General features: G+C 71.0%; 19 protein-coding genes. 7 read left to right on the top strand and 12 right to left on the bottom strand.

What is annotated here, in order from left to right; genetic code table 11:
• The first annotated feature begins 65 nt into the window (after nucleotides 1–65).
• Both ACZ4RZ_RS10650 and ACZ4RZ_RS10645 read left to right on the top strand, forming a co-directional pair.
• The gene (locus ACZ4RZ_RS10650) at nucleotides 66–551 is read left to right on the top strand and encodes a hypothetical protein (RefSeq protein WP_467743599.1); all 486 of its coding nucleotides are present in this window, start codon (nucleotides 66–68) and stop codon (nucleotides 549–551) included.
• A gap of 5 nt (nucleotides 552–556) precedes the next feature.
• The gene (locus tag ACZ4RZ_RS10645; RefSeq protein WP_467743598.1) at nucleotides 557–1915 is read left to right on the top strand and encodes a DUF2252 domain-containing protein; all 1359 of its coding nucleotides are present in this window, start codon (nucleotides 557–559) and stop codon (nucleotides 1913–1915) included.
• A gap of 128 nt (nucleotides 1916–2043) precedes the next feature.
• Here the strand turns inward: ACZ4RZ_RS10645 and ACZ4RZ_RS10640 are convergent, their stop codons facing one another.
• The gene (locus tag ACZ4RZ_RS10640) at nucleotides 2044–3678 is read right to left on the bottom strand and encodes an alpha/beta fold hydrolase (RefSeq protein WP_467743597.1); all 1635 of its coding nucleotides are present in this window, start codon (nucleotides 3676–3678) and stop codon (nucleotides 2044–2046) included.
• A 336-nt stretch (nucleotides 3679–4014) separates the two neighbouring features.
• On the opposite strand from ACZ4RZ_RS10640, the gene ACZ4RZ_RS10635 reads away from it, so the two are divergent.
• Nucleotides 4015–4308, top strand: coding sequence for a hypothetical protein (locus ACZ4RZ_RS10635; RefSeq protein ID WP_467743596.1), 294 nt, complete (start codon nucleotides 4015–4017; stop codon nucleotides 4306–4308).
• A 15-nt stretch (nucleotides 4309–4323) separates the two neighbouring features.
• Here ACZ4RZ_RS10635 and pspAB read toward each other — a convergent pair whose 3' ends face one another.
• The 3 genes from pspAB to glnA all read right to left on the bottom strand — a co-directional run bounded on the left by pspAB (nucleotide 4324) and on the right by glnA (nucleotide 7497).
• On the bottom strand, nucleotides 4324–4911 hold the full coding sequence (gene pspAB, locus ACZ4RZ_RS10630) for a PspA-associated protein PspAB (protein WP_467743595.1): 588 nt from the start codon (nucleotides 4909–4911) through the stop codon (nucleotides 4324–4326).
• 22 nt (nucleotides 4912–4933) lie between these two features.
• Nucleotides 4934–5854, bottom strand: coding sequence for a zinc metalloprotease HtpX (htpX, locus tag ACZ4RZ_RS10625; RefSeq protein WP_467743683.1), 921 nt, complete (start codon nucleotides 5852–5854; stop codon nucleotides 4934–4936).
• Nucleotides 5855–6087: 233 nt separating this feature from the next.
• Nucleotides 6088–7497 (bottom strand): type I glutamate--ammonia ligase, encoded by a 1410-nt coding sequence (gene glnA, locus ACZ4RZ_RS10620; protein WP_467743594.1) that lies wholly within the window; start codon nucleotides 7495–7497, stop codon nucleotides 6088–6090.
• A gap of 199 nt (nucleotides 7498–7696) precedes the next feature.
• Here glnA and ACZ4RZ_RS10615 point away from each other — a divergent pair, with 199 nt between their 5' ends.
• Nucleotides 7697–8164, top strand: a complete 468-nt coding sequence (locus tag ACZ4RZ_RS10615; protein ID WP_467743593.1) for an RDD family protein — start codon at nucleotides 7697–7699, stop codon at nucleotides 8162–8164.
• Nucleotides 8165–8265: 101 nt separating this feature from the next.
• Here the strand turns inward: ACZ4RZ_RS10615 and ACZ4RZ_RS10610 are convergent, their stop codons facing one another.
• The 4 genes from ACZ4RZ_RS10610 to lipB form a co-directional block, all read right to left on the bottom strand.
• Complete coding sequence (locus ACZ4RZ_RS10610; RefSeq protein ID WP_467743592.1) at nucleotides 8266–8967, bottom strand: DUF4191 domain-containing protein; 702 nt, start codon at nucleotides 8965–8967, stop codon at nucleotides 8266–8268.
• Nucleotides 8968–9048: 81 nt separating this feature from the next.
• Complete coding sequence (locus tag ACZ4RZ_RS10605) at nucleotides 9049–9246, bottom strand: SCO2195 family GlnR-regulated protein (protein WP_189190500.1); 198 nt, start codon at nucleotides 9244–9246, stop codon at nucleotides 9049–9051.
• Between the two features lie 325 nt (nucleotides 9247–9571).
• Nucleotides 9572–10537 (bottom strand): lipoyl synthase, encoded by a 966-nt coding sequence (gene lipA, locus ACZ4RZ_RS10600; protein ID WP_467743591.1) that lies wholly within the window; start codon nucleotides 10535–10537, stop codon nucleotides 9572–9574.
• Between the two features lie 127 nt (nucleotides 10538–10664).
• The gene (gene lipB, locus ACZ4RZ_RS10595) at nucleotides 10665–11462 is read right to left on the bottom strand and encodes a lipoyl(octanoyl) transferase LipB (protein ID WP_467743590.1); all 798 of its coding nucleotides are present in this window, start codon (nucleotides 11460–11462) and stop codon (nucleotides 10665–10667) included.
• Nucleotides 11463–11840: 378 nt separating this feature from the next.
• On the opposite strand from lipB, the gene ACZ4RZ_RS10590 reads away from it, so the two are divergent.
• The gene (locus ACZ4RZ_RS10590) at nucleotides 11841–13280 is read left to right on the top strand and encodes a regulator (protein ID WP_467743589.1); all 1440 of its coding nucleotides are present in this window, start codon (nucleotides 11841–11843) and stop codon (nucleotides 13278–13280) included.
• Nucleotides 13281–13292: 12 nt separating this feature from the next.
• Here the strand turns inward: ACZ4RZ_RS10590 and ACZ4RZ_RS10585 are convergent, their stop codons facing one another.
• The gene (locus tag ACZ4RZ_RS10585; RefSeq protein WP_467743588.1) at nucleotides 13293–14684 is read right to left on the bottom strand and encodes an NAD(P)/FAD-dependent oxidoreductase; all 1392 of its coding nucleotides are present in this window, start codon (nucleotides 14682–14684) and stop codon (nucleotides 13293–13295) included.
• A gap of 364 nt (nucleotides 14685–15048) precedes the next feature.
• Entirely contained in the window at nucleotides 15049–15966 is a 918-nt protein-coding gene (locus tag ACZ4RZ_RS10580; protein ID WP_467743587.1) for a TIGR01777 family oxidoreductase, read from the bottom strand.
• A 62-nt stretch (nucleotides 15967–16028) separates the two neighbouring features.
• Between ACZ4RZ_RS10580 and ACZ4RZ_RS10575 the strand changes: the two genes are divergently transcribed.
• Nucleotides 16029–16526, top strand: a complete 498-nt coding sequence (locus tag ACZ4RZ_RS10575; protein ID WP_467743586.1) for a GNAT family N-acetyltransferase — start codon at nucleotides 16029–16031, stop codon at nucleotides 16524–16526.
• Between the two features lie 69 nt (nucleotides 16527–16595).
• Here ACZ4RZ_RS10575 and ACZ4RZ_RS10570 read toward each other — a convergent pair whose 3' ends face one another.
• Nucleotides 16596–17261: a TetR/AcrR family transcriptional regulator gene (locus ACZ4RZ_RS10570; RefSeq protein ID WP_467743585.1), complete on the bottom strand. Its 666-nt coding sequence runs from the start codon at nucleotides 17259–17261 to the stop codon at nucleotides 16596–16598.
• Nucleotides 17262–17489: 228 nt separating this feature from the next.
• Here ACZ4RZ_RS10570 and ACZ4RZ_RS10565 point away from each other — a divergent pair, with 228 nt between their 5' ends.
• Complete coding sequence (locus tag ACZ4RZ_RS10565) at nucleotides 17490–18275, top strand: SDR family NAD(P)-dependent oxidoreductase (RefSeq protein WP_467743584.1); 786 nt, start codon at nucleotides 17490–17492, stop codon at nucleotides 18273–18275.
• A 62-nt stretch (nucleotides 18276–18337) separates the two neighbouring features.
• Here the strand turns inward: ACZ4RZ_RS10565 and ACZ4RZ_RS10560 are convergent, their stop codons facing one another.
• Nucleotides 18338–19522 carry a MarP family serine protease gene (locus tag ACZ4RZ_RS10560; RefSeq protein WP_467743583.1) on the bottom strand — a complete coding sequence of 395 codons (1185 nt, stop codon included), beginning with the start codon at nucleotides 19520–19522 and terminating at the stop codon, nucleotides 18338–18340.
• Nucleotides 19523–19720 lie beyond the last annotated feature (198 nt).

The raw sequence follows: 19720 nt of genomic DNA, 5'->3' as shown, positions 1-19720 counted from the left end.
GACTGAGACCACCGCGGCGCGCGGATTCCGGAGGAGAACGAACGAGGAGCACGTCGGGAGATCCCATGCAGAGGCACGGCAGGCACGGCATACGAGGGCTGATCCTGGCGGCGGCCGCGACGACGGCCCTGGCCGCGCCCCTGACCGGCTGCTCGGACGACAACACCCCCGCGAGCACCGTCTCCAAAGCCGCGTCCGCCGCGTCCGCGGCCGGCGAGGCGCTGGCCTCCGCGACCGCCGAGGCCGGCCGGAAGTTCGACGAGTTCAAGAACGGCGTGAACGCCAAGGGTGATGTGAAGCTCGACAGCCACGTCACCACCGACTCCGGCGGGCGCTCCACCACCAGGGTGACCGTCACCAACTCCGCCTCCTCGGAGAAGTCGTACGCCGTCCAGGTCGACTTCCGCGACAAGGGCGGCAACCTCCTCGACACGGTCGTCGTCACGGTGAGCGACGTCGCGGCGGGCGCCTCCAAGGACGCCACCGCCCGCAGCACCCGCACCCTCTCCGGCGACGTCACCGCCGACGTCGCCCGAGCCGTGCGGAACTGACGGCCGTGGTCCAGAACGGCACCACGGCCACCCCGGCGGACCGTGCCGCCCAGGGCAAGGCGGCCCGCAAACGCGCTCCCCGTTCCTCGCACGCCGACTGGATCCCCGCCGCCGGGCGCCCCGATCCCGTCGCCGTACTCGAACGGCAGGGCAGGGACCGGCTCCAGGAGCTGCTGCCGATCCGGTACGGGCGGATGACGGCGTCGCCGTTCGCGTTTCTGCGCGGCGCCGCCGCCGTCATGGCCGCCGACCTGGCGGCCCAGCCGCACACCGGACTCATGGTGCAGCTGTGCGGCGACGCGCACCTGCTGAACTTCGGCCTGTACGCCTCCCCGGAACGCGCCCTGCTCTTCGACCTCAACGACTTCGACGAGACGTTTCCGGGTCCCTTCGAGTGGGACGTCAAACGGCTCGCGGCCAGCGTCGCGGTCGCGGCCCGTGAGAACGGGCACGCCGAGGAGCAGGTCCGCCGCGCCGCCCAGGCCGCGGCCGGCGGGTACCGCACGGGCATCCGGCGGCTCGCCGTGCGCGGCGAACTGGCCGTCTGGTACGACCGCATCGACGCCGACCAGCTGCTCCCGCTCGTCCGCTCCGCCCGCCGCGGCAAGCAGGTCGAGTCGACCCTCTCCCGCGCCCGCCGCCGCACCAGCCTGCACGCGCTCGGCAAACTCACCCGGACCGTCGACGGACGCCCCCGCATCGTCCACGACCCGCCCCTGCTGGAACCGGCCGGAGTCCCCGACATGGCCTCGCTCCGCAAGATCTTCAGCGACTACCGCTCCACGCTCTCCGAGGAGCGCCGCCTCCTCCTCGACCGCTACCGCTTCGTCGACGCCGCCCGCAAGGTCGTCGGCGTCGGCAGCGTCGGCACCCGCTGCTTCATCGTGCTGCTCGCCGGGCGGGACGCGGAGGATCCGCTGTTCCTGCAGATCAAGGAGGCCGGGAAGTCCGTACTCGAAGAGCATCTGCCCAGCGGTGTGTACGTCCATCCGGGGCATCGCGTCGTCGCCGGTCAGCAGTTGCTGCAGGCAGCGAGCGACATTTTCCTCGGCTGGATGACCGGGCCGGAGGGACGGGCGTTCTACTGGCGTCAGCTGCGCGACATGAAGGGCTCCGTGGACGTCGCGGGCATGAGCCCCCGACGGCTTCAGAACTACGCCGTTCTGTGCGGCAGCGCGCTGGCCCGCGCCCACGCCCGCTCCGGCGACCGCATGGCGATCGCCGGGTACCTCGGCGGCTCCGACGCCTTCGACCGCGCCGTCGCGGACTTCGCGCTGCGCTACGCGGACCAGAACCTCGCCGACCACGCGGCACTCGGTGCGGCCGTGGTGGCGGGAGTGGTCCAGGCGGCGCCGGGCGTCTGACCGCGGCCGTCCCCGTACCCGTACGGCCGTCGTCAGCCGCGCCCGAGCAGCTCCCGTCCGCCGCACACGGACAGCTCCCGTCAGCCGTGCCCGAGCAGCTCCCGTCCGCCGCACACCGGCAGCTCCCGTCAGCCGTACAGCTCCAGCAGCCCCGCCACATACGCGCCGAGCCGCCCGCCCAGCACCTCCGGCGTCAGATCCGTGCGCCCCAGCTCGCGCCAGGGTACGGCGACCTTCTCGGCGTCGGGGGAGTAGGCCAGCGCGTCCAGCAGCCGCCAGTACAAGTGGTCGGCGCCGTCGGCCAGTCGGCGTCCGCCGTGTGCCTCGTACCGCTCGCGGAAGCCCAGCCCGTACGCCTCCCCGTACAGCAGGGCGAGGGCCGTGGAGCAGTGGGCGACGTCGAGGTCGGCCGGGCCCCAGGAGGTCTCCACCCAGTCGACGACCCCGCTGATCCGCAGGGTGTGGCTCGCACCGGTGAACAGCACGTTCCCGGGGTGGAAGTCCCGGTGCAGGAAGCACCCTTCGTACGAGGGCGGCTCGCGCCGGATCACGTCGACGGCCCGGTCCCACGGCGCACCCGCGGGCGTACGGACGCGCTCGGGTGACGTCCACGGCTGGTAGGGGCGCGGACGCTCGGCGGGAACCACCCCGTGGATGCCGACGAGTTGACGCGCCAGCAGGTCGAGGCGCCGCTCCAGATCCTCCTCGTCGAGCCGGACCGTGCCTGGCAGCGAGGACATCAACAGCGTGGGGTGGTCGCAGTGTTCCGCGGTGGCGTCGACGGCGTACAGCTCGGGCGCGGGCACGCCGTCGTGGGCGGCGAGCAGAGTGAGGACGGACGCCTCGCGGGTCAGCAGCCCCGGCGCGTGCCGCCGGTAGAAGGGCTTGACGAAGGACCGCTGGACCAGGCCGGTGCCGTCGTCGAGGGTGAGCCGGCGCATCTGGGAGGTCCAGCCGCCGCGCAGGGGCGTGGACTCCCGTACGGTCCTGCCGTCCGGAAGCCGCTTGGCCACCCAGGTCCGGGTCGCCGTCCATCCCTGGTCCCCGAGCCCGGTGAGGACGAGGTCCACGAACCGCTGCCGGTCCTCGGCGTGGTCGCGGAACCAGAGGCCCAACATGTGCTCGGCGTCGGGCAGTTCGAGCCGTGTGAACTGGGCGTTGCCCGCGAGCGCCTCCGCCACGGCCTCGGTCACCGCGGGCGGGATCACCGTGTCCGTGCCCGGCACGGCGAGCACCGCGCGGCCCGCGTACGCGCGCAGGATGTCGAGCGCCGGGGCGCGGTGCCAGTTGTCCGGCGCACGGATGATCTCGCTGAAGCGGCCGTCGCCGTCCCCGAACGGAACCGGCCACGCCTCCGCGCCGTACACCGCGGGTGCGCACAGTCCGAGCGCCGCCACCCGCTCCCCGTAGTGTCCCGCGAGATCGGCCACCGTCTGGCCGCTCATGCTGAACCCGACGAGGATCAGCGGACCGTTCGCCGGAACCGTCGCGTCGATGACGGCGACGGCCTGCTCGAAACGCCGCTGAAGGCTCAACTCCCGCAGCTCGCCGGAGCTTTCGCCGTGCCCGGAGAAGTCGAGGGCGAGACCCCGGCAGCCCTGTGCGACGAACTCCTCCAGCAGCGGGAGCAGTCGCTCCTTGCTTCCGTTGCCCGCGCCGTGCAGCAGAACGGCGGTGGCCGGTTCTCGATCACCGTCGCCACCGCCGCCGCCTACGCAGCTCAGTCGTTCACCGTCGTGGTCGTACGTGAAGGGAGAAAGCACCCCTCATTTACTCATGCGGCCATCTTCGCCCGCCCGGCCGCTCGCCCGCCCGTCCGCTCGCCCGCCCGCCCGCCTGGACGCTCGCTCGACCGTCCGGCAGGCCGCTCGCTCGCCCGTCCGACAGGTCGCGAGAAAAAGGAGATGCACGCGGAGTGACCGTTTCCCTACGCTGGACATGCGTTACGGAGCCGCTCACCACCGCTTTCCGCCGGACAGGCATCACTCGGCGGAGTCAGAGCTACTCTCTACGCACCGACTGGCGGCCGCCCACCCCCAGCGCCCCGTCGGACACATCGGACACCACCCAGTCATCACCCACGCCCACGGAGGCCCGTCATGGGCACCATCATCATTTCCGGGACCGTTGTCCTGGTCGTCTTGGGATTCGGCAATCACATCTGGTGGCTCGCCGCGGTCGCCGTGCTCTTCATGTACATGCAGTACGGGCGGGGCTCGTCCTCGGCGTCCTCGTCGAGCGGCGGATCCGCCTCGGGATCCCCGTCGGCGGCCACGCCCGCGTCGTACAAGGCATACCGCGACCGCCGTGACCGGCAGGCGAAGTGGGAGCGCCGCTACCGCCGCGAGCGCCCCCTGGAGTCCCGCCGCCAGGCGCGCGAACAGGGCCAGTAACCTCCGGTCACCGGCTCACAGACCGGGCGCGCCCCAGATCGGGAACCAGCGGCCGAGGTCCTGCTCGATCCGCAGGTCGTCGGCGAGCGCCGCCTTGACCTGCAGCTCCAGCGCGTTGTCGCGCCGCTGGCCATCACCGGCCAGCGGCGCGAAGGGATAGAAGGTCCCGCGCTTGTACAGATAGACGAGCCCGAGCCGCCGCTGCCGCTCGGTGTGCTCGAAGGCGGCGACGGAACAGAGCAGCTGCGGCCCGAAGCCGCTGCTCTCCAGCGCGCTGTTCACCGCGTGCAGATCGCTCACCAGGGCGGGCAGATCGTCGGGCTCCCGCCGTGAGACCAGCCACGAGTACCCGTACTCGTCCCGGGTGAGCTCCACCGGCGGCCCATGCCGCTCGGCGTCCGCGTCGAGCAGCGCCTGCACCTCCTGGTGCGCCTCGGCGAAGGCCGCGCCCTCAACGGACGCGAAGCACACCGCGCCCGTCCCGGTCGGTGTGAACCCGGCGGCCGCCTGCAGGGTCACGGCCGCCGACGGCAGCCCGAAGAGCTGGTCGAGATCGGGCGCGACGGCCTTGGTGCGGCCGAGCAGGATGTCCAGGAACCCCATGCAGATGGCCTTTCCGGGGGAGTCAGACGGCGCTTCCGGGGGGCGCCGCTTCGCCCAGCTCGGCGGAGATGCGGGCCAGTTGTTCAAGCCGCTTCTCCAGGCTCGGGTGGGTGGAGAACAGCTTGGCGATGCCCGGCTCGGCGCCGAGGGCGGGCGTGAAGTAGAAGGCGTTGAACGCCTGCGCCGTCCGCAGGTCCTTGGTCGGAATCCGCCCGATGTCCCCGGTGACCTTGGTCAGCGCGGACGCCAGTGCCGAGGGCCGCCCGGTGAGCAGGGCCGCGGCCCGGTCGGCGGCGAGCTCGCGATACCGGGACAGCGCCCGGATGAGCAGGAAACTGATCGCGTACACGGCCGCGGAGACCGTCATGACGGCCATGAACACGAGGGCCGTGTTCTGATCCCTCCGTCCGCCGCCCAGGAGCTGCGAGTAGAAGGCGAACCTGACGATCAGCCCGGCGATCACCCCGAGGAAGGACGCGATCGTGATCACCGCGACGTCCTTGTGCGCCACATGCGACAGCTCGTGCGCCAGCACACCTTCGAGCTCGTCGGGCTCAAGTCGCCGCAGCAGCCCTGTGGTCACACAGAGCACGGCATGATCGGCGTTCCGCCCGGTCGCGAAGGCGTTGGGCATGTCCATATCGGAGACGGCGATGAGCGGCTTCGGCATGTCGGCGACGGCACACAGCCGGTCGACGACCCCGTGCAGCTGCGGATACTCCTCCCGCTCCACGATCCGCCCGCGCATCGCGAACAGCGCGATCCGGTCCGAGAACCAGTACTGCGCCCCGAGAAACGCCGCGGCGATCACCACGACCAGCACCCAGGACTTCATCAACGCGATCAACGCGGCGATGAAGGCCACGTACAGCAATCCGAGCAGAAACATCGTGACCGTCATCCGCACGGTCAGCTGCCGATCGCTCCGGAACCGGCTCTGCATCATGCATCACCCCGCACTCAGGCACTCGTCCCGCTTTCCATTGTGCGCCCGCGCTCCCCCATGAACAGGCCCCGAACGGCCCCGCGACGGGCAAAGAACTCCCCTGTCAAGAGCCACTTATTTATGCGGAGCACACCATGGGCCCACAGCAGAGGCACACAGCACGGGCGCACAACGACGGAACCCCGCCACCACCCGAAGGCGATGACGGGGCTCCGTACCGAAACGACGACTTACACGTCGTAGTACAGCTCGAACTCGTGCGGGTGCGGACGCAGCTGCAGCGGGGCGATCTCGTTGGTGCGCTTGTAGTCGATCCACGTCTCGATCAGGTCGGACGTGAAGACGTCACCCTGGAGGAGGAACTCGTGGTCAGCCTCGAGGGAGTCGAGGACGGCCGGGAGGGAGGTCGGAACCTGCGCCACGCCGGCGTGCTCCTCGGGAGCCAGCTCGTACAGGTCCTTGTCGATCGGCTCGGCCGGCTCGATCTTGTTCTTGATGCCGTCGAGGCCCGCGAGGAGGAGGGCCGAGAAGGCGAGGTACGGGTTGCCGGAGGAGTCGGGCGCGCGGAACTCGACACGCTTGGCCTTCGGGTTCGAGCCCGTGATCGGGATGCGCATGGCCGCGGAGCGGTTGCGCTGCGAGTACACCAGGTTGATCGGCGCCTCGAAGCCCGGCACCAGGCGGTGGTAGGAGTTCACCGTCGGGTTGGTGAAGGCCAGCAGCGACGGAGCGTGCTTGAGGATGCCGCCGATGTAGAAGCGGGCGGTGTCCGAGAGGCCCGCGTAACCGGCCTCGTCGTAGAACAGCGGGTCGCCGTTGGCCCACAGCGACTGGTGGACGTGCATGCCCGAGCCGTTGTCGCCGAAGATCGGCTTCGGCATGAAGGTCGCGGTCTTGCCGTTGCGCCAGGCGACGTTCTTCACGATGTACTTGAAGAGCTGGAGGTCGTCGGCCGCGGCGAGCAGCGTGTTGAACTTGTAGTTGATCTCGGCCTGGCCGGCGGTGCCCACCTCGTGGTGCTGGCGCTCGACCTGGAGGCCGGAGCCGGCCAGCTCCAGGGAGATCTCCGCACGCAGGTCGGCGAAGTGGTCGACCGGCGGGGTCGGGAAGTAGCCGCCCTTGTAGCGGACCTTGTAACCACGGTTGTCCTCGAGGGCACCGGTGTTCCAGGCGCCGGCCTCGGAGTCGACGTGGTAGAAGGCCTCGTTCGACTTGGTCTCGAAGCGCACGCTGTCGAAGACGTAGAACTCGGCCTCGGGACCGAAGTACGCGGTGTCGGCGATGCCGGTCGACGCGAGGTAGGCCTCGGCCTTCTTGGCCACGTTGCGCGGGTCACGGGAGTACTGCTCGCCCGTGATCGGGTCGTGGATGAAGAAGTTGATGTTGACCGTCTTGTCGCGGCGGAAGGGGTCGACGCGCGCGGTGGACAGGTCGGCGCGGAGCGCCATGTCGGACTCGTGGATGGCCTGGAAGCCGCGGATCGAGGAGCCGTCGAACGCCAGCTCCTCGGCCGGGTCGAAGGCCTCCGCCGGCACCGTGAAGTGCTGCATCACACCCGGCAGGTCGCAGAAGCGGACGTCGATGAACTTGACGTCCTCGTCCGCGATGAACTTCTTGGCCTCGTCGGCGTTCTGGAACATCCAGCTCCTCCTACTCCCGCCCACAGTGGACCGGGGTGGTAGTTCGTTCGTGCGGCCAGTGCGGTGGCACACGCTGGAGCCGACCATAGGGACGGGGGATTTCTCAAGCGTGACCCATTTGTTTCGCCCAAGTTAACCGACCTGGGCCGGTCCGGCCCCTCCTGTCCGCATGCCAAAACGGGCGCAGTACCGTGGACGGGTGGACAACAGGCAAGCAATCGGATCGTGGCTCTCCGGACCCCGCGCGGCCGCGGAGGAAGCCGGTGTCGACTTCGGATACCGGGGCGAGCAGCTCGGTCTGCCGGAGCACGGACCGGGCTCGATCGCCCGCCCGGGGCGCCGGATTGGCGCCCTCGCGGTCGACTGGGGCCTGTGCCTGTTGATCGCATACGGGCTTCTCGCGGACAGCTATACCCGGGCGGCCCAGGTCTGGGCGCCGCTCATCCTCTTCGTGCTGATCATCCTGACGGTCGGCTCGCTGGGCTTCACCCCCGGGAAGCGGCTCCTCGGCCTGCGGGTGGTGTCCCTGGACACCGGTCGCGTCAACCCGCTGCGCGCCCTGCTGCGTACGGTCCTGCTGTTCCTCTGCCTCCCGGCCCTGATCTGGGACCGCGACGGCCGCGGCCTGCACGACCGTGCCGCGGGCACGGTCGAGGTCCGTCTGTAGAGCGATTCCGTACGACGATCCGTACGACGAAGTACGACGATCCGTACGACGAAGGGGGCGCCCGGAGAGATCCGGGCGCCCCCTTTCGCGTAGGAGGGATGTCAGCGGGTCTTCGGCCCGCCGCGCGGCATCCGCATGCCCTTCGGCATCGGACCCTTGGGAAGCGGCATGTTGCTCATCAGGTCGCCCATCGCACGCAGCCGGTCGTTGGTCGCGGTGACCTGCGGGCCGGTGAGGACGCGCGGCAGCTTCAGCATCGTCGTGCGGAGCTTCTTGAGCTCCACCTGGCCCTCGCCGGTGCCCACGAGAATGTCGTGCACCGGCACGTCCGAGACGATTCGCGCCATCTTCTTCTTCTCGGCGGCCAGCAGGCTCTTCACCCGGTTCGGGTTGCCCTCGGCGACCAGCACGATGCCGGCCTTGCCGACGGCCCGGTGCACCACGTCCTGGCTTCGGTTCATCGCCACCGCGGGGGTCGTGGTCCAGCCTCGGCCGACGTTGTCGAGAACGGCCGCGGCAGCGCCCGGCTGTCCCTCCATCTGCCCGAAGGCGGCTCGCTCGGCCCTGCGCCCGAAGACGATCGCCGTCGCGAGGAAGGCGAGCAGAAGGCCGAGAATGCCGAGATAGACCGGGTGCTTGACCAAGAAACCGATCGCGAGGAAGACACCGAGGGTGAGAATTCCGACAGCCGCGAGTACAAGACCGATCTTGGGATCGGCCTTGCGGGTCATCTTGTAAGTCAGGGCGATCTGCTTGAGTCGCCCGGGTTCAGCAGCGTCCGCTGCGGTTTCCTTCCTCGCCATGCGACGAAGTCTACGTGGCCCGGGAGGTGCCGACGACGCCAGTACGGGGGGAGCGGGCCTCGGTACCGGGGGGAGCGGCGCTCACGAACGCGTCGCGACGGCTTCCAGCACGCGCTGCGCCTCGACCCTGTCCTTGGCACGGCGGCGGTCCTCCAGGACGGAAGTCCAGGCATTGCGGCGGGCGGTGCGCTGGCCGCTGCTCATGAGCAGCGATTCGACGGCACGGAGTGCATCGGTGAACGACGGGATGGCGGTGGCGCGTACGGGCGCGGCCTGCATGATGGAGGTCCCCCCTCGGGATCGGCGGCTCTGGCTGGGACTGTACGTGGAGTAAGACCAGGGTCACTGATTGGTGTTACCAGGGCGTGACCGACCGGTCAAACACCAATGAAACCTTGATGCGGCGGGCGCGCACCTTGATGTGCTCCAAACGGCGTCCCCATCTGCGGGGACGGCCGGGCCGTGTCGAACGGGCCGAAGTGAAGAGGGAGTTGCTTGTGCGCCGATTCACACAAAAGCGGTGGCACTGAGTGCCACCGCTTTCATTGTCCGGCGTGTCGGACCGCCTCGGTCCTACCGCGTCTCGGACCGGTCGTACGCCGTCTCAGACGGCCTGCGAGGCGACGTAGGCGCCCCGCTTCTCCACGGCCATCTGGTAGAGCCGTCCGGCGCGGTACGAGGAGCGGACCAGCGGGCCCGACATGACGCCGGAGAAGCCGATCTCCTCGGCCTCCTCCTTCAGCTCCACGAACTCCTGCGGCTTGACCCAGCGCTCCACCGGGTGGTGGCGCACGGAGGGGCGCAGGTACTGGGTGATCGTGATGAGCTCGCAGCCCGCCTGGTGCAGCTGCTGGAGCGCCTCGCTGATCTCCTCACGGGTCTCGCCCATGCCGAGGATCAGGTTCGACTTCGTGACCAGACCGTAGTCCCGGGCCTCGGTGATGACCTTGAGCGAGCGCTCGTAGCGGAAGCCGGGACGGATGCGCTTGAAGATCCGCGGGACCGTCTCGACGTTGTGCGCGAAGACCTCGGGGCGCGAGGAGAAGACCTCGGCGAGCTGGTCGGGCTCCGCGTTGAAGTCCGGTGCGAGCAGCTCGACCTTGGTGCGGCCCGCCTCGCGGCCGGCCGTCTGGGCGTGGATCTGGCGGACCGTCTCCGCGTACAGCCAGGCGCCGCCGTCCTCCAGGTCGTCGCGGGCGACGCCGGTGATGGTGGCGTAGTTGAGGTCCATGGTGACCACGGACTCACCCACCCGCCGCGGCTCGTCACGGTCGAGCGCCTCGGGCTTGCCGGTGTCGATCTGGCAGAAGTCGCAGCGCCTGGTGCACTGGTCGCCGCCGATCAGGAACGTGGCTTCGCGGTCTTCCCAGCACTCGTAGATGTTGGGGCAGCCCGCCTCCTGGCAGACCGTGTGCAGGCCCTCGCTCTTCACGAGGCTTTGCATCTTCGTGTACTCGGGGCCCATTTTCGCCCGGGTCTTGATCCACTCGGGCTTGCGCTCGATGGGGGTCTGGCTGTTCCGGACCTCCAGGCGCAGCATCTTGCGTCCGTCGGGTGCGACTGCGGACACATCGGCTCCCTGTAACTTCGATTCTTCGGCGTACACCAGGGTACGCCCGTGCGGTTCTCGGTCCCCGGGGTGGGCAACCTTGGGGAGCGGGGGTGCATTCCCGGGGGTTTCTGCGCGGGGCCGAAACCTACGCCGACGCCCGTTCCACCACCCGTGGCCTCAGGTCCGCGTTCTCCAGCACGTCGCGGAGATGCCGCTCGGCCACCGGCAGGACGTCCGCGATCGTCACGTCGCGGCCCATCTCATTGGCGATCGACGTGACTCCCGCGTCGCGGATACCGCACGGGATGATGCGGTCGAACCAGGCGTTGTCCGGGTTCACGTTCAGCGCGAAGCCGTGCATCGTGACGCCCTTGGCGACGCGAATGCCGATCGCGGCGATCTTGCGGTCCTCGCGCCGCTGGCCCGCGTTGGACGGGGCGTACTCCGGACCGTTGAGCCGGGGGTCGAACTCCTCGTCCTGGAGGCGGGGGTCGAAGTCGAGGGACAGACCGCCCAGCGACGGCCGCCGCTCGACCGGGTCGCCGAGCACCCAGACGCCACTACGGCCCTCGACACGGGTGGTCTCCAGGCCGAACTCCCCACACGTACGGATAAGTGCCTCTTCCAGGCGGCGTACATGTGCTACGACGTCCACCGGGCGGGGCAGCTTCTGGATCGGGTAGCCCACCAGCTGGCCCGGGCCGTGCCAGGTGATCTTGCCGCCGCGGTCCACGTCGATGACGGGCGTGCCGTCGAGGGGCCGCTCGTTGTCCGCCGTGCGCCGGCCCGCCGTATAGACCGGCGGGTGCTCAAGGAGCAGACAGGTGTCGGGGACCTCGTCCAGGAAACGGGCGGCATGCACGCGGCGCTGCTCGTCCCACGCGTCCTGGTAGTCGACGGCCTCGGCACCGAATCCCATGCGGACAAACCGCAACTCACTCACGGCAAGCGCCTCCTTAGAAGCTTCGTCGGGCACCCGGCAGTGCCCGTGCGGGGCACGCGAAAGAAGCTTTCGCCCCAGTACCTGGGGACCCTTCGTCAGGTACGTAGCGCGCCCACGCCACTGTACGTCCGGCCGATGACCGTCAGCTCTGGGGCCAATCCTCACACGATCGGATGAATGAACGTCGAAGTGTGCGATGAGGTGCTCACGCTCCGCTACATTCGCGCCGTTCACGAGGCCATAAGGGCTGCTCACAGGCAATCCGGGCACCAAGCGGCCTCGGAGAGGCGCAAGCACGCCCACGCCGAGGGGCGCGGGACGCACTCACACCTCCCCGAGGCCGCTTGGGGACCCGAAAGGCAGGAGACCGCACCGCAGATGACGGAACGACCCGCGCAGCGCACCCCCAACCGCCAGCTCGCCGCGCTCATCGCAGAAGCGGGGTTCTCCAACGCAGGTCTCGCCCGTCGCGTGGACCAGCTCGGCCTCGAACACGGACTCGACCTGAGATACGACAAGACATCGGTGACGCGGTGGCTGCGCGGGCAGCAGCCCCGCGGGACGACGCCCGCCCTCATCGCCGAGGTGTTCACCCGGCGGCTCGGTCGCCGGCTCACCGCGCAGGACCTCGGACTCGACGCGTGTGCCCCGGTGTACGCGGGTCTGGAGTTCGCCGCCACCCCCGAAGAGGCCGTCGACATCGTCAGCGGGCTGTGGCGCAAGGACTCCGGCAGCCACGCCGAACTGCGCAAGATCGCCTTCACCCCGGCGGGGCTCGTCGTCCCCAGCCGGGACTGGCTGATCGGGCGGGCCGACGACCGGGTCGGCCGCGGCGACCCGGGGCCCTCGCGCATCCCCGGGCAGGGACGCCCCGCCGTGCCCCGGCAGCGCAGCCAGACCGAGCGCGGCCCCGGCCAGAAGGTCACCGGCGGCGACATCGCCGCGCTGCGTTCGGTGGGCGAACTCTTCCGCGCCCTCGACCACGCCTACGGCGGCGGCCACGCCCGCCAGGCCCTGGTCCGCTATCTGGAGCACGAGGCCGAGCCGATGCTGCGCGGCGCCTACGGGGAGCAGACCGGGCGGCGCCTGTTCGCGGCCGCCGCCGACCTCACCCGGCTCGCCGGCTGGACCTCGTACGACATCGCCGCGCACGGACTCGCGCAGCGGTACTTCGTCCAGGCGCTGCGGCTCTCCCAGGCGGCCGGGGACCGGGCGTACGGCTCGTATGTGCTGGTGACGATGAGCCGCCAGGCCGTCTACCTGGGCCACGGACGGGAGGCCGTGCAGCTGGCGCGGGTCGCCCAGCAGGGCGTCGGATCGGCGGCGCCGCCCGTGGTGCAGGCGCTGCTGCACTCCGTCGAGGCGCGCGGACACGGAGTGCTAGGGGAAGTGCGGGCCTGTACGGCGTCCCTCGTCCGGGCCGAACGCGCGCTGGAGGCGTCCCGGTCCGGGGACGAAATCCCCTCCTGGGCGCGGTTCTTCGACGAGGCACAGCTCGCCGACGAGTTCGGGCACTGCCACCGGGACCTCTCGCAGTTCCGGGCCGCGGCGCAGCACGCCGAGCGCTCGCTGCAACTGCGGGCGCCCGGCTATGCGCGCAGCCGGCTGTTCTGCCGCGTGGTGCTCGCCTCGGCACGGCTCGGGCTCGGGGAGCTCGACCAGGCCTGCCTGTTGGCGGCGGAGGCCGCCGGACAGGCGGTGGAGATGCGGTCGGTGCGGGCCATCGAGTACGTACGGGACTTCGAGCGCCGCCTGGAGCCCTACAAGGACGCGGCGCCCGTACGCGGATACCGGGACAAGGTGGCGGCGCTGGCCTGAGGGTGAGGCGGCTCAGGCCGCGGCGGTCTCCAGGGGTTCCTCCAACGGGGTCGACCGGGCGCCCAAGTCCCTGAGCAGGGCATGGGCGGCCCGGCGGGCCGAGTGGAGCGCCCCCTGGACGGTGCTGGTGTCCCGGTGGTCGCCGCACACGTACAGGCCCGCCAGCAGCCGTACCGGGCGGCGCAGGTCGTGCGGCGGCGGCATCGCCGGGACCGCCTCCGGCTCGTGGTGGACCGCGAGGAGTTCCCAGCGGGCGGTCGGCGTCCCGTAGAGGCGGGCCAGTTGGGCACGGACCGTCGCGTCCAGGTGGGCCGCGGCCGGTGGCATGCCCAGCACGGTCGAGGAGATGAGGACGCGGCCCGCGGGAGCCCGCGTGGGGTCGACCTGGCTGATGACCGCGGTGTGCGCCACCGGGCCGCTCCGGTCGGCGTCCAGAAGCAGCGCCGGGTCGGTGAGCGGGGGCTCGTCCGTGGTGTGGTGCAGGACCGTCACCGGGTGGAAGGCGGGAACGCGCAGACCCGGCAACAGCTCGGCGGCGGCGCGGGCTCCGGTCGCGAGCAGGATGGCGCGACAGGTGAGTTCGCCGTGGTCCTTCGTCGTCACGGCGGTCGTGGAGACCGCGGTGACCTGGACGCCCGTATGGACCGTGCCCGGCGGCAGCTCGGCCGCGAGGAGCTCGGGGAGGGTGTCCGCACCGCCCTCCGGCAGACACAGGCGGCCCGTCGCGAAGGAGTGCAGGGCGAGATCCGCGCAACGGCTCGACGTCTGCAGCGCCGGATCGCACAGAAGCGCGGCGAGCAGGGGGCGCAGGAAACCGTCGACCGTGCGGGCCGGGAGGCCTCGGGTGGTCAACGCCTGCGCGGCGGTGCGGTCCGAGCGCGCGAGGAGGCGGTCCGGTGGCGTGGCGGCGAGGCGGGCCAGGGCGGCGGCGAGACGCGACTGGTCGAGCGGGCCGCCGAGGGGCCCGGGGCGTGGCGCGCCACGCTGGGGGCGGGCCAGGGGAAGCCGGGGGGCGCTCGCGAGGGCGCGTGCGGTGGTGAGTGCGCCCCTTGCGCTCCGGGTGGTGATGGGGGCGGCGGCACGGTGGTGGTGGCCGTCGCTGTGAAGCAGGACGCCGGGGGAGAACGTGCGCAGGGTCAGGGCGTTCAGGCCCGGGGTGCGGCGCAGTTCGGGATACGAGGTGGACAGGAGCCGGCCCACTCGGTCCAGCCGGAAGCCGTCGACCTTCTCCGTGGACATACGGCCGCCGGCGTTCGGGGCGGCTTCCAGGACGGTGGTGGTGAGACCCGCCCTGGTCAGATGCAGGGCGGCCGCGAGGCCGGCTACTCCGGCTCCCACGATGACGACGTCCACGTCTTCCGCGATCTCCGCGATGTCCGCGGCTTGGCGTGCGGGCTCTAGCACGTGCCCCTCCTCGAGGTTGCGCGGCCGGTGGGGACGTCATGCCCCCAACAGGCGTCGGGGATACCCGAGTTCGGGGTCGAGGGTGTGGGGTGTCGGCCGCGGGGGGAAGTCGCGTGGCGGGCGTGCACGGGCGCATGGGGGGTGCATGTACTTGTCCGGCGGGGGGCTGGGGGTGAGTTTTTTTCGCCCCCGCCGCGCCTGCCCGTCCCGACCCAGCCTTTCGGCTGCGGGTGGGTGGGGATTGTTCGCGCAGTTCCCCGCGCCCCTTTTCAGGGGCGCGGGGAACTGCGCAGTCTTTTAGCGGGGTCTGGGGCCGCAGCCCCCAGGTATGGGACGGGCAGAGGCGGAGGGGGCGAAAAACCTCTCAGCCCAAGGCCGCCCGCAACGCGCCCTCGATCGACGGGAACGCGAAGGTGAAGCCCGACTCCAGGAGGCGGGTGGGGAGGACGCGCTGGCTTCCGAGGATGTCGCCGGCCATGTCGCCGAGGGCGAGGCGGAGGAGCGGGGCCGGAGTGGTGAAGAGGGTGGGGCGATGGAGGACACGCCCCATCGCCTCGGTGATCTCACGGTTCGTCAGGGGATCGGGGGCCGTCACGTTCACCGGCCCCGACAGCGTCTCCGTGTCGATGACATGCCGAATCGCGGCCACTTCGTCATGGAGGGAAACGAAGCTCCAGTACTGGCGACCGTTCCCCATCCGCCCGCCGACACCCGCCTTGAAGAGCGGGAAGAGCTTCCCCCAGGCCCCGCCCTTGAGGGCGACCACCAGCCCCGTACGGGCGAAGGCGGTGCGGATCCCCGCCTCCTGGGCCGCACCCGTGGCCTCCTCCCACTCCACACACAAGGAGGGCAGGAACCCGTCCCCGGGCGGGGCGGACTCGTCCACCGCTCGCTCACCCGTATCGCCGTAGAAGCCGATCGCACTCCCGTTCACGAACACCCGCGGCGGCTCGTCCAGCGACGCCACCGCCTCGGCGAGCGTCGCCGTCCCCAGCACCCGGCTGTCCCGGATCTTCCGCTTGTACGCCTCCGTCCAGCGCCGCGAAGCAACCCCCGCCCCCGCGAGATTGACCACCGCGGCACAACCGACGAGCCCCGCGGCGTCGATCCGCTGCGCCTCCGGATCCCACCGGACCTCGTCCTTCGCGCGGGGCGCACGGCGCACGAGGCGGACCACCTCGTGTCCGTCCGAGGCCAGGGAGCGCGCAAGCGCCGAGCCGATCATGCCGGACGCACCGGCGATCGCGATGCGGGAACCGGGGGGAAGGGATGAGTCGCTCATGGGTCCATCCTGCCCGGGCGGCCGGGAAATCGCGGGACGGGTCCCCGTACGGCCGCCGTACAGTGATCCGCATGCCAGCTCCGTACATACGCACCGCCACCCTCGACGACGAGGACGCGCTCGGCCGGCTCGACCGCGACACCTGGTCCCCGCTGCACGCCGTCATGCCGCGACCCCGGCCGCCGTACGAGCCCTTCTACAGCGATCGGTTCGGCCCGCGGGACCACCTCGTCGCCGAGATCGACAACACGGTGGTCGGCTACATCCGGTTGGGATTCCCGACCCCTCTCACCTCCAACGCCCATGTGCGCCAGATCCAGGGACTCGCCGTGGCCGACGAGGCGCGCGGCGCCGGGGTCGGACGCGCGCTGCTGCGCGCCGTACAGGACGAGGCCCGCCGGCAGGGCGCCCGGCGTATCACGCTCCGCGTCCTCGGGCACAACACCCCGGCACGCAAGCTGTACGAGTCCGAGGGGTTCGTGGTGGAGGGGATCCTGCCCGAGGAGTTCCTGCTCGATGGGGAGTACGTGGATGACGTACTCATGGGGCGCTCTCTCTGATCAGCCCTCACGTCCTGGAGCCGATCGATTTGCGCGCACTGCTGTGCGGACGCCTGTCGTGGAGCCCGGTCAGTCCTCACCGCTGGAGAGCAACGGGCGCATTCCGCCCATGAGTTGACGCAGGCAGCGGACCGCCAGTTCGGCGGGCGAGCCCGGGCCCTCGACGGCCGCGTCCGTCTCCGCCCAGGTCTCCAGGGCGACCCGGATCGCGTCCGTGGCCGCCGCGGCGGCCAGGCGCGCCTGCAACGGGTCGGCGCCGGCGCCGGCCAGCCGGGCCACGACCGGGATCAGCCGCTCCTCCGACTCCTGGTTCACCCGGTACCAGACGGCCCGCAGCGCCGGATCGTCCACAGCCGCCCGCAGCAGCGCCCGGGTCTGGTGCAGGCCCTCCGCCGCGTGCTCGTCCGGGGCGGACAGCGCCTCCTCGATCGCCTTCTCCAGCGCCGGGGGCACCGCCGTGCCCGGCTCCGTCGCCGCGAGCAGGGCGCGCCAGCGGTCGCCCCCGGCGGCGAGCAGCGGGCCCACGGCGTCCTGCTTGTTGCGGAAGTAGCGGTAGAAGGTGCGCAGTGCGACCCCGGCGCGGCGGGCGATGTCCTCCGCCGTGGTGCCGTCCGGTCCGTACTCCGTGAAGAGTTCCGCGGCGGCACGCGCGATGTCGAGCTGGGTCGCCGCCTTGCGGCGCTCGGTCAGGGAGAGGGCGGGGGGCTCGGGCGCGCGGGCCGGCTGGCGGTTCACGGGAGAAAGCGTACGCCCGAGAAGTGTGCGGGGGCACATCTCGCCGTTATGGCAAAACGTGCCACATCGACGTACCGTGTAGGCGCATCGAGTAGGCCGACGTCGAGAGAACCCGCGCCGACCGCTCAGAGAGACCGGTGAGACGCCGGGAGTGCGCCGGTGGGAGTGCGCCGGAACGCCGCCGTGAGAGCGCCGGTACGGCGCCGGGAAGACTGGGAGACCCACACCATGAACCGCTATGCAGGACGTCGCGTGCTCGTCACCGGAGGCGGCTCCGGAATCGGCCAGGCCACCGTGCTGCGCATGCTGGCGGAGGGCGGCCGGGTCGTCGTCGCCGACGTCAGCGAGGCCGGACTCGAGGACACCGTCGCCAAGGCGGGCGCCGACACCGGACGGCTGACCGCCGTCGTCGTGAACGTCGCCGACGAGATGTCCGTACGGGACGGGGTCACTCGGGCCGTGGGTGCCCTCGGCGGGCTCGACGTGCTCGTCAACGCGGCCGGAATCCTGCGCTCCGGGCACACCCACGAGACGACGCTCGCCGACTTCACCAAGGTCATCGCCGTCAATCTGACCGGCACCTTCCTGATGATCCGCGAGGCGATACCGCATCTGCTGGACGGTGACAGCCCCGCCGTAGTCAACTTCAGCTCCACCTCGGCGATGTTCGCGCACCCGTACATGGCGGCGTACGCGGCCTCCAAGGGCGGCATCCAGTCCATGACGCACGCCCTGGCGAGCGAGTACAGCAAGCAGGGCATCCGCTTCACCGCCGTACAGCCCGGTTCGATCTCCTCGGGCATGACCGACGGCTCCGGCGCCAGTGGGCAGAGCCTGGGGCCGGGGCTGCCGGAGGACACCGACTGGAGCCTGTTCGGCAAGCTGGCGCCGGCGCTCGGCGAGGGCTTCGCGGGCCCCGAGGCCGTCGCCGGTGTCGTCGCGATGCTCGCCTCCGAGGACGGCAGGTTCATCACCGGCACCGAGGTCCGCATCGACGGCGGCACCCACTTCTGAGCCCTGGGGCCTGTCGTCGAATTCCCGCCCTCCGGGCGGACGGCGGGAAATCGACGACAGCCCTAGGAGGTGACGAGGTCGCCCGTGTCGACCGGTGCGGTGGCGTTCGCCGCCCGCCGGGCGTCGCCCCCGACCTCGTCCGCCGTCAGGACATAACCCGTCTCGTCGTCCGAGGTCGAGCGGGCGAAGACGACGCCGTACACCTTGCCGTCGGTGGTGAGGAGGGGGCCGCCCGAGTTGCCGGGGCGGACGGTGGAGCGGATCGAGTAGATCTCGCGGGTCACGGTGTCCGTGTTGTAGATGTTCTGGCCCGTCGCGTTGATGCGGCCCGCGACGGTGGCCGCCTGGAGGTCGAGGCCGCCGTCCTGCGGGTATCCGGCCACGACCGCCGAGTCGCCGCGCGAGGCCGTGTCGTCGAAGCCGAGGACGGGCGCCCGCAGATCCGGGACGTACAGGACCGCGACGTCCTTCTGCGCGTCGAAGAGCACGACCCTGGCCTCGTACGAGCGGCCCACGCCACCCACGCGTACGGTCGGCCGGTCGATGCCCGCCACGACGTGGGCGTTGGTCATCACGTGCTCGGAGGTGTAGACGAAACCGCTGCCCTCCCGTCCCTGGTTGCCGGAGACGCCCTCGACCTTCACCGTGCTCAGCTTGGCGGCGTTCGTCGCGCGCGCCGTGACGCTGTCCCCGGAGGGCTTCGCGACGCCCGCCGTCGGCTCGTTCTCGAACGGGTTGAAGACCTGCGGGAAGCCCGCCTCGGTGAGCGCGGAGGTCGCGCGGGAGAACCAGGTGGGTGTGGTCTCCGGCATCGCGTTCTGCACGGCGCCCAGCAGCGCCGAGTTGCGGATCGACTGCGTCACCACGGTCGACGAGGACGCGCCCAGGACGCTCGCGGCCACCCAGGCCACCAGCAGCACGGCCACCGTGTTCGCCACTGCCCCGCCGGTTCCGTCGGCCACCCGCAGCGGCCCCCGGTCCAGCTCGCGGCGCAGCTTCAGGGCCAGCCGTCCCGCCAGCTCGTGGCCCACCACCGCGGGCACCAGCACCGTGAGCACGGCCGTCACCGTCGCCGCCGCGGTCCCCGCCGTGACCAGGTCCATCATCCACGGCAGCACCCATACGCCGATGACGGCGCCGCCCACGAAACCCGCCAGCGAGACACAGCCGGCGACCAGGCCGCGGCGGTAGCCCGACGCCGCGTAGACCAGGATCACCAGCATCAGCAGGAGGTCGAGCACGTCCACGGAGCCGCCTTTCTCTCGGGCCCCTTAGTACGCGCGGGGCGGGCCCAGTGATCAGACACGCGCGCGTGGCGTCGCGAAAACGGCCACACGTGCGTGGACCTGTAGAAACGTCCTGGACCCGGACGATGGTTCCACCGGGTGGCACAGCACACATCGCGGATGGAACGGATCGGGGCCAGGGTGGGTCCATGCGTGTCT

It is taken from the genome of Streptomyces sp. NPDC027189 (genome assembly GCF_055566975.1).
The sequence above is the reverse complement of the archived record's forward strand: the minus strand, read 5'-3'. Positions and strand labels throughout refer to the sequence as shown.

Coding starts and splice junctions, on each gene's coding strand:
- ACZ4RZ_RS10650 (WP_467743599.1), top strand. CDS start 66: ATGCAGAGGCACGGCAGGCACGGCATACGAGGGCTGATCCTGGCGGCG.
- ACZ4RZ_RS10635 (WP_467743596.1), top strand. CDS start 4,015: ATGGGCACCATCATCATTTCCGGGACCGTTGTCCTGGTCGTCTTGGGA.
- pspAB (WP_467743595.1), bottom strand. CDS start 4,911: ATGGGGTTCCTGGACATCCTGCTCGGCCGCACCAAGGCCGTCGCGCCC.
- htpX (WP_467743683.1), bottom strand. CDS start 5,854: ATGCAGAGCCGGTTCCGGAGCGATCGGCAGCTGACCGTGCGGATGACG.
- glnA (WP_467743594.1), bottom strand. CDS start 7,497: ATGTTCCAGAACGCCGACGAGGCCAAGAAGTTCATCGCGGACGAGGAC.
- ACZ4RZ_RS10610 (WP_467743592.1), bottom strand. CDS start 8,967: ATGGCGAGGAAGGAAACCGCAGCGGACGCTGCTGAACCCGGGCGACTC.
- ACZ4RZ_RS10605 (WP_189190500.1), bottom strand. CDS start 9,246: ATGCAGGCCGCGCCCGTACGCGCCACCGCCATCCCGTCGTTCACCGAT.
- ACZ4RZ_RS10590 (WP_467743589.1), top strand. CDS start 11,841: ATGACGGAACGACCCGCGCAGCGCACCCCCAACCGCCAGCTCGCCGCG.
- ACZ4RZ_RS10580 (WP_467743587.1), bottom strand. CDS start 15,966: ATGAGCGACTCATCCCTTCCCCCCGGTTCCCGCATCGCGATCGCCGGT.
- ACZ4RZ_RS10565 (WP_467743584.1), top strand. CDS start 17,490: ATGAACCGCTATGCAGGACGTCGCGTGCTCGTCACCGGAGGCGGCTCC.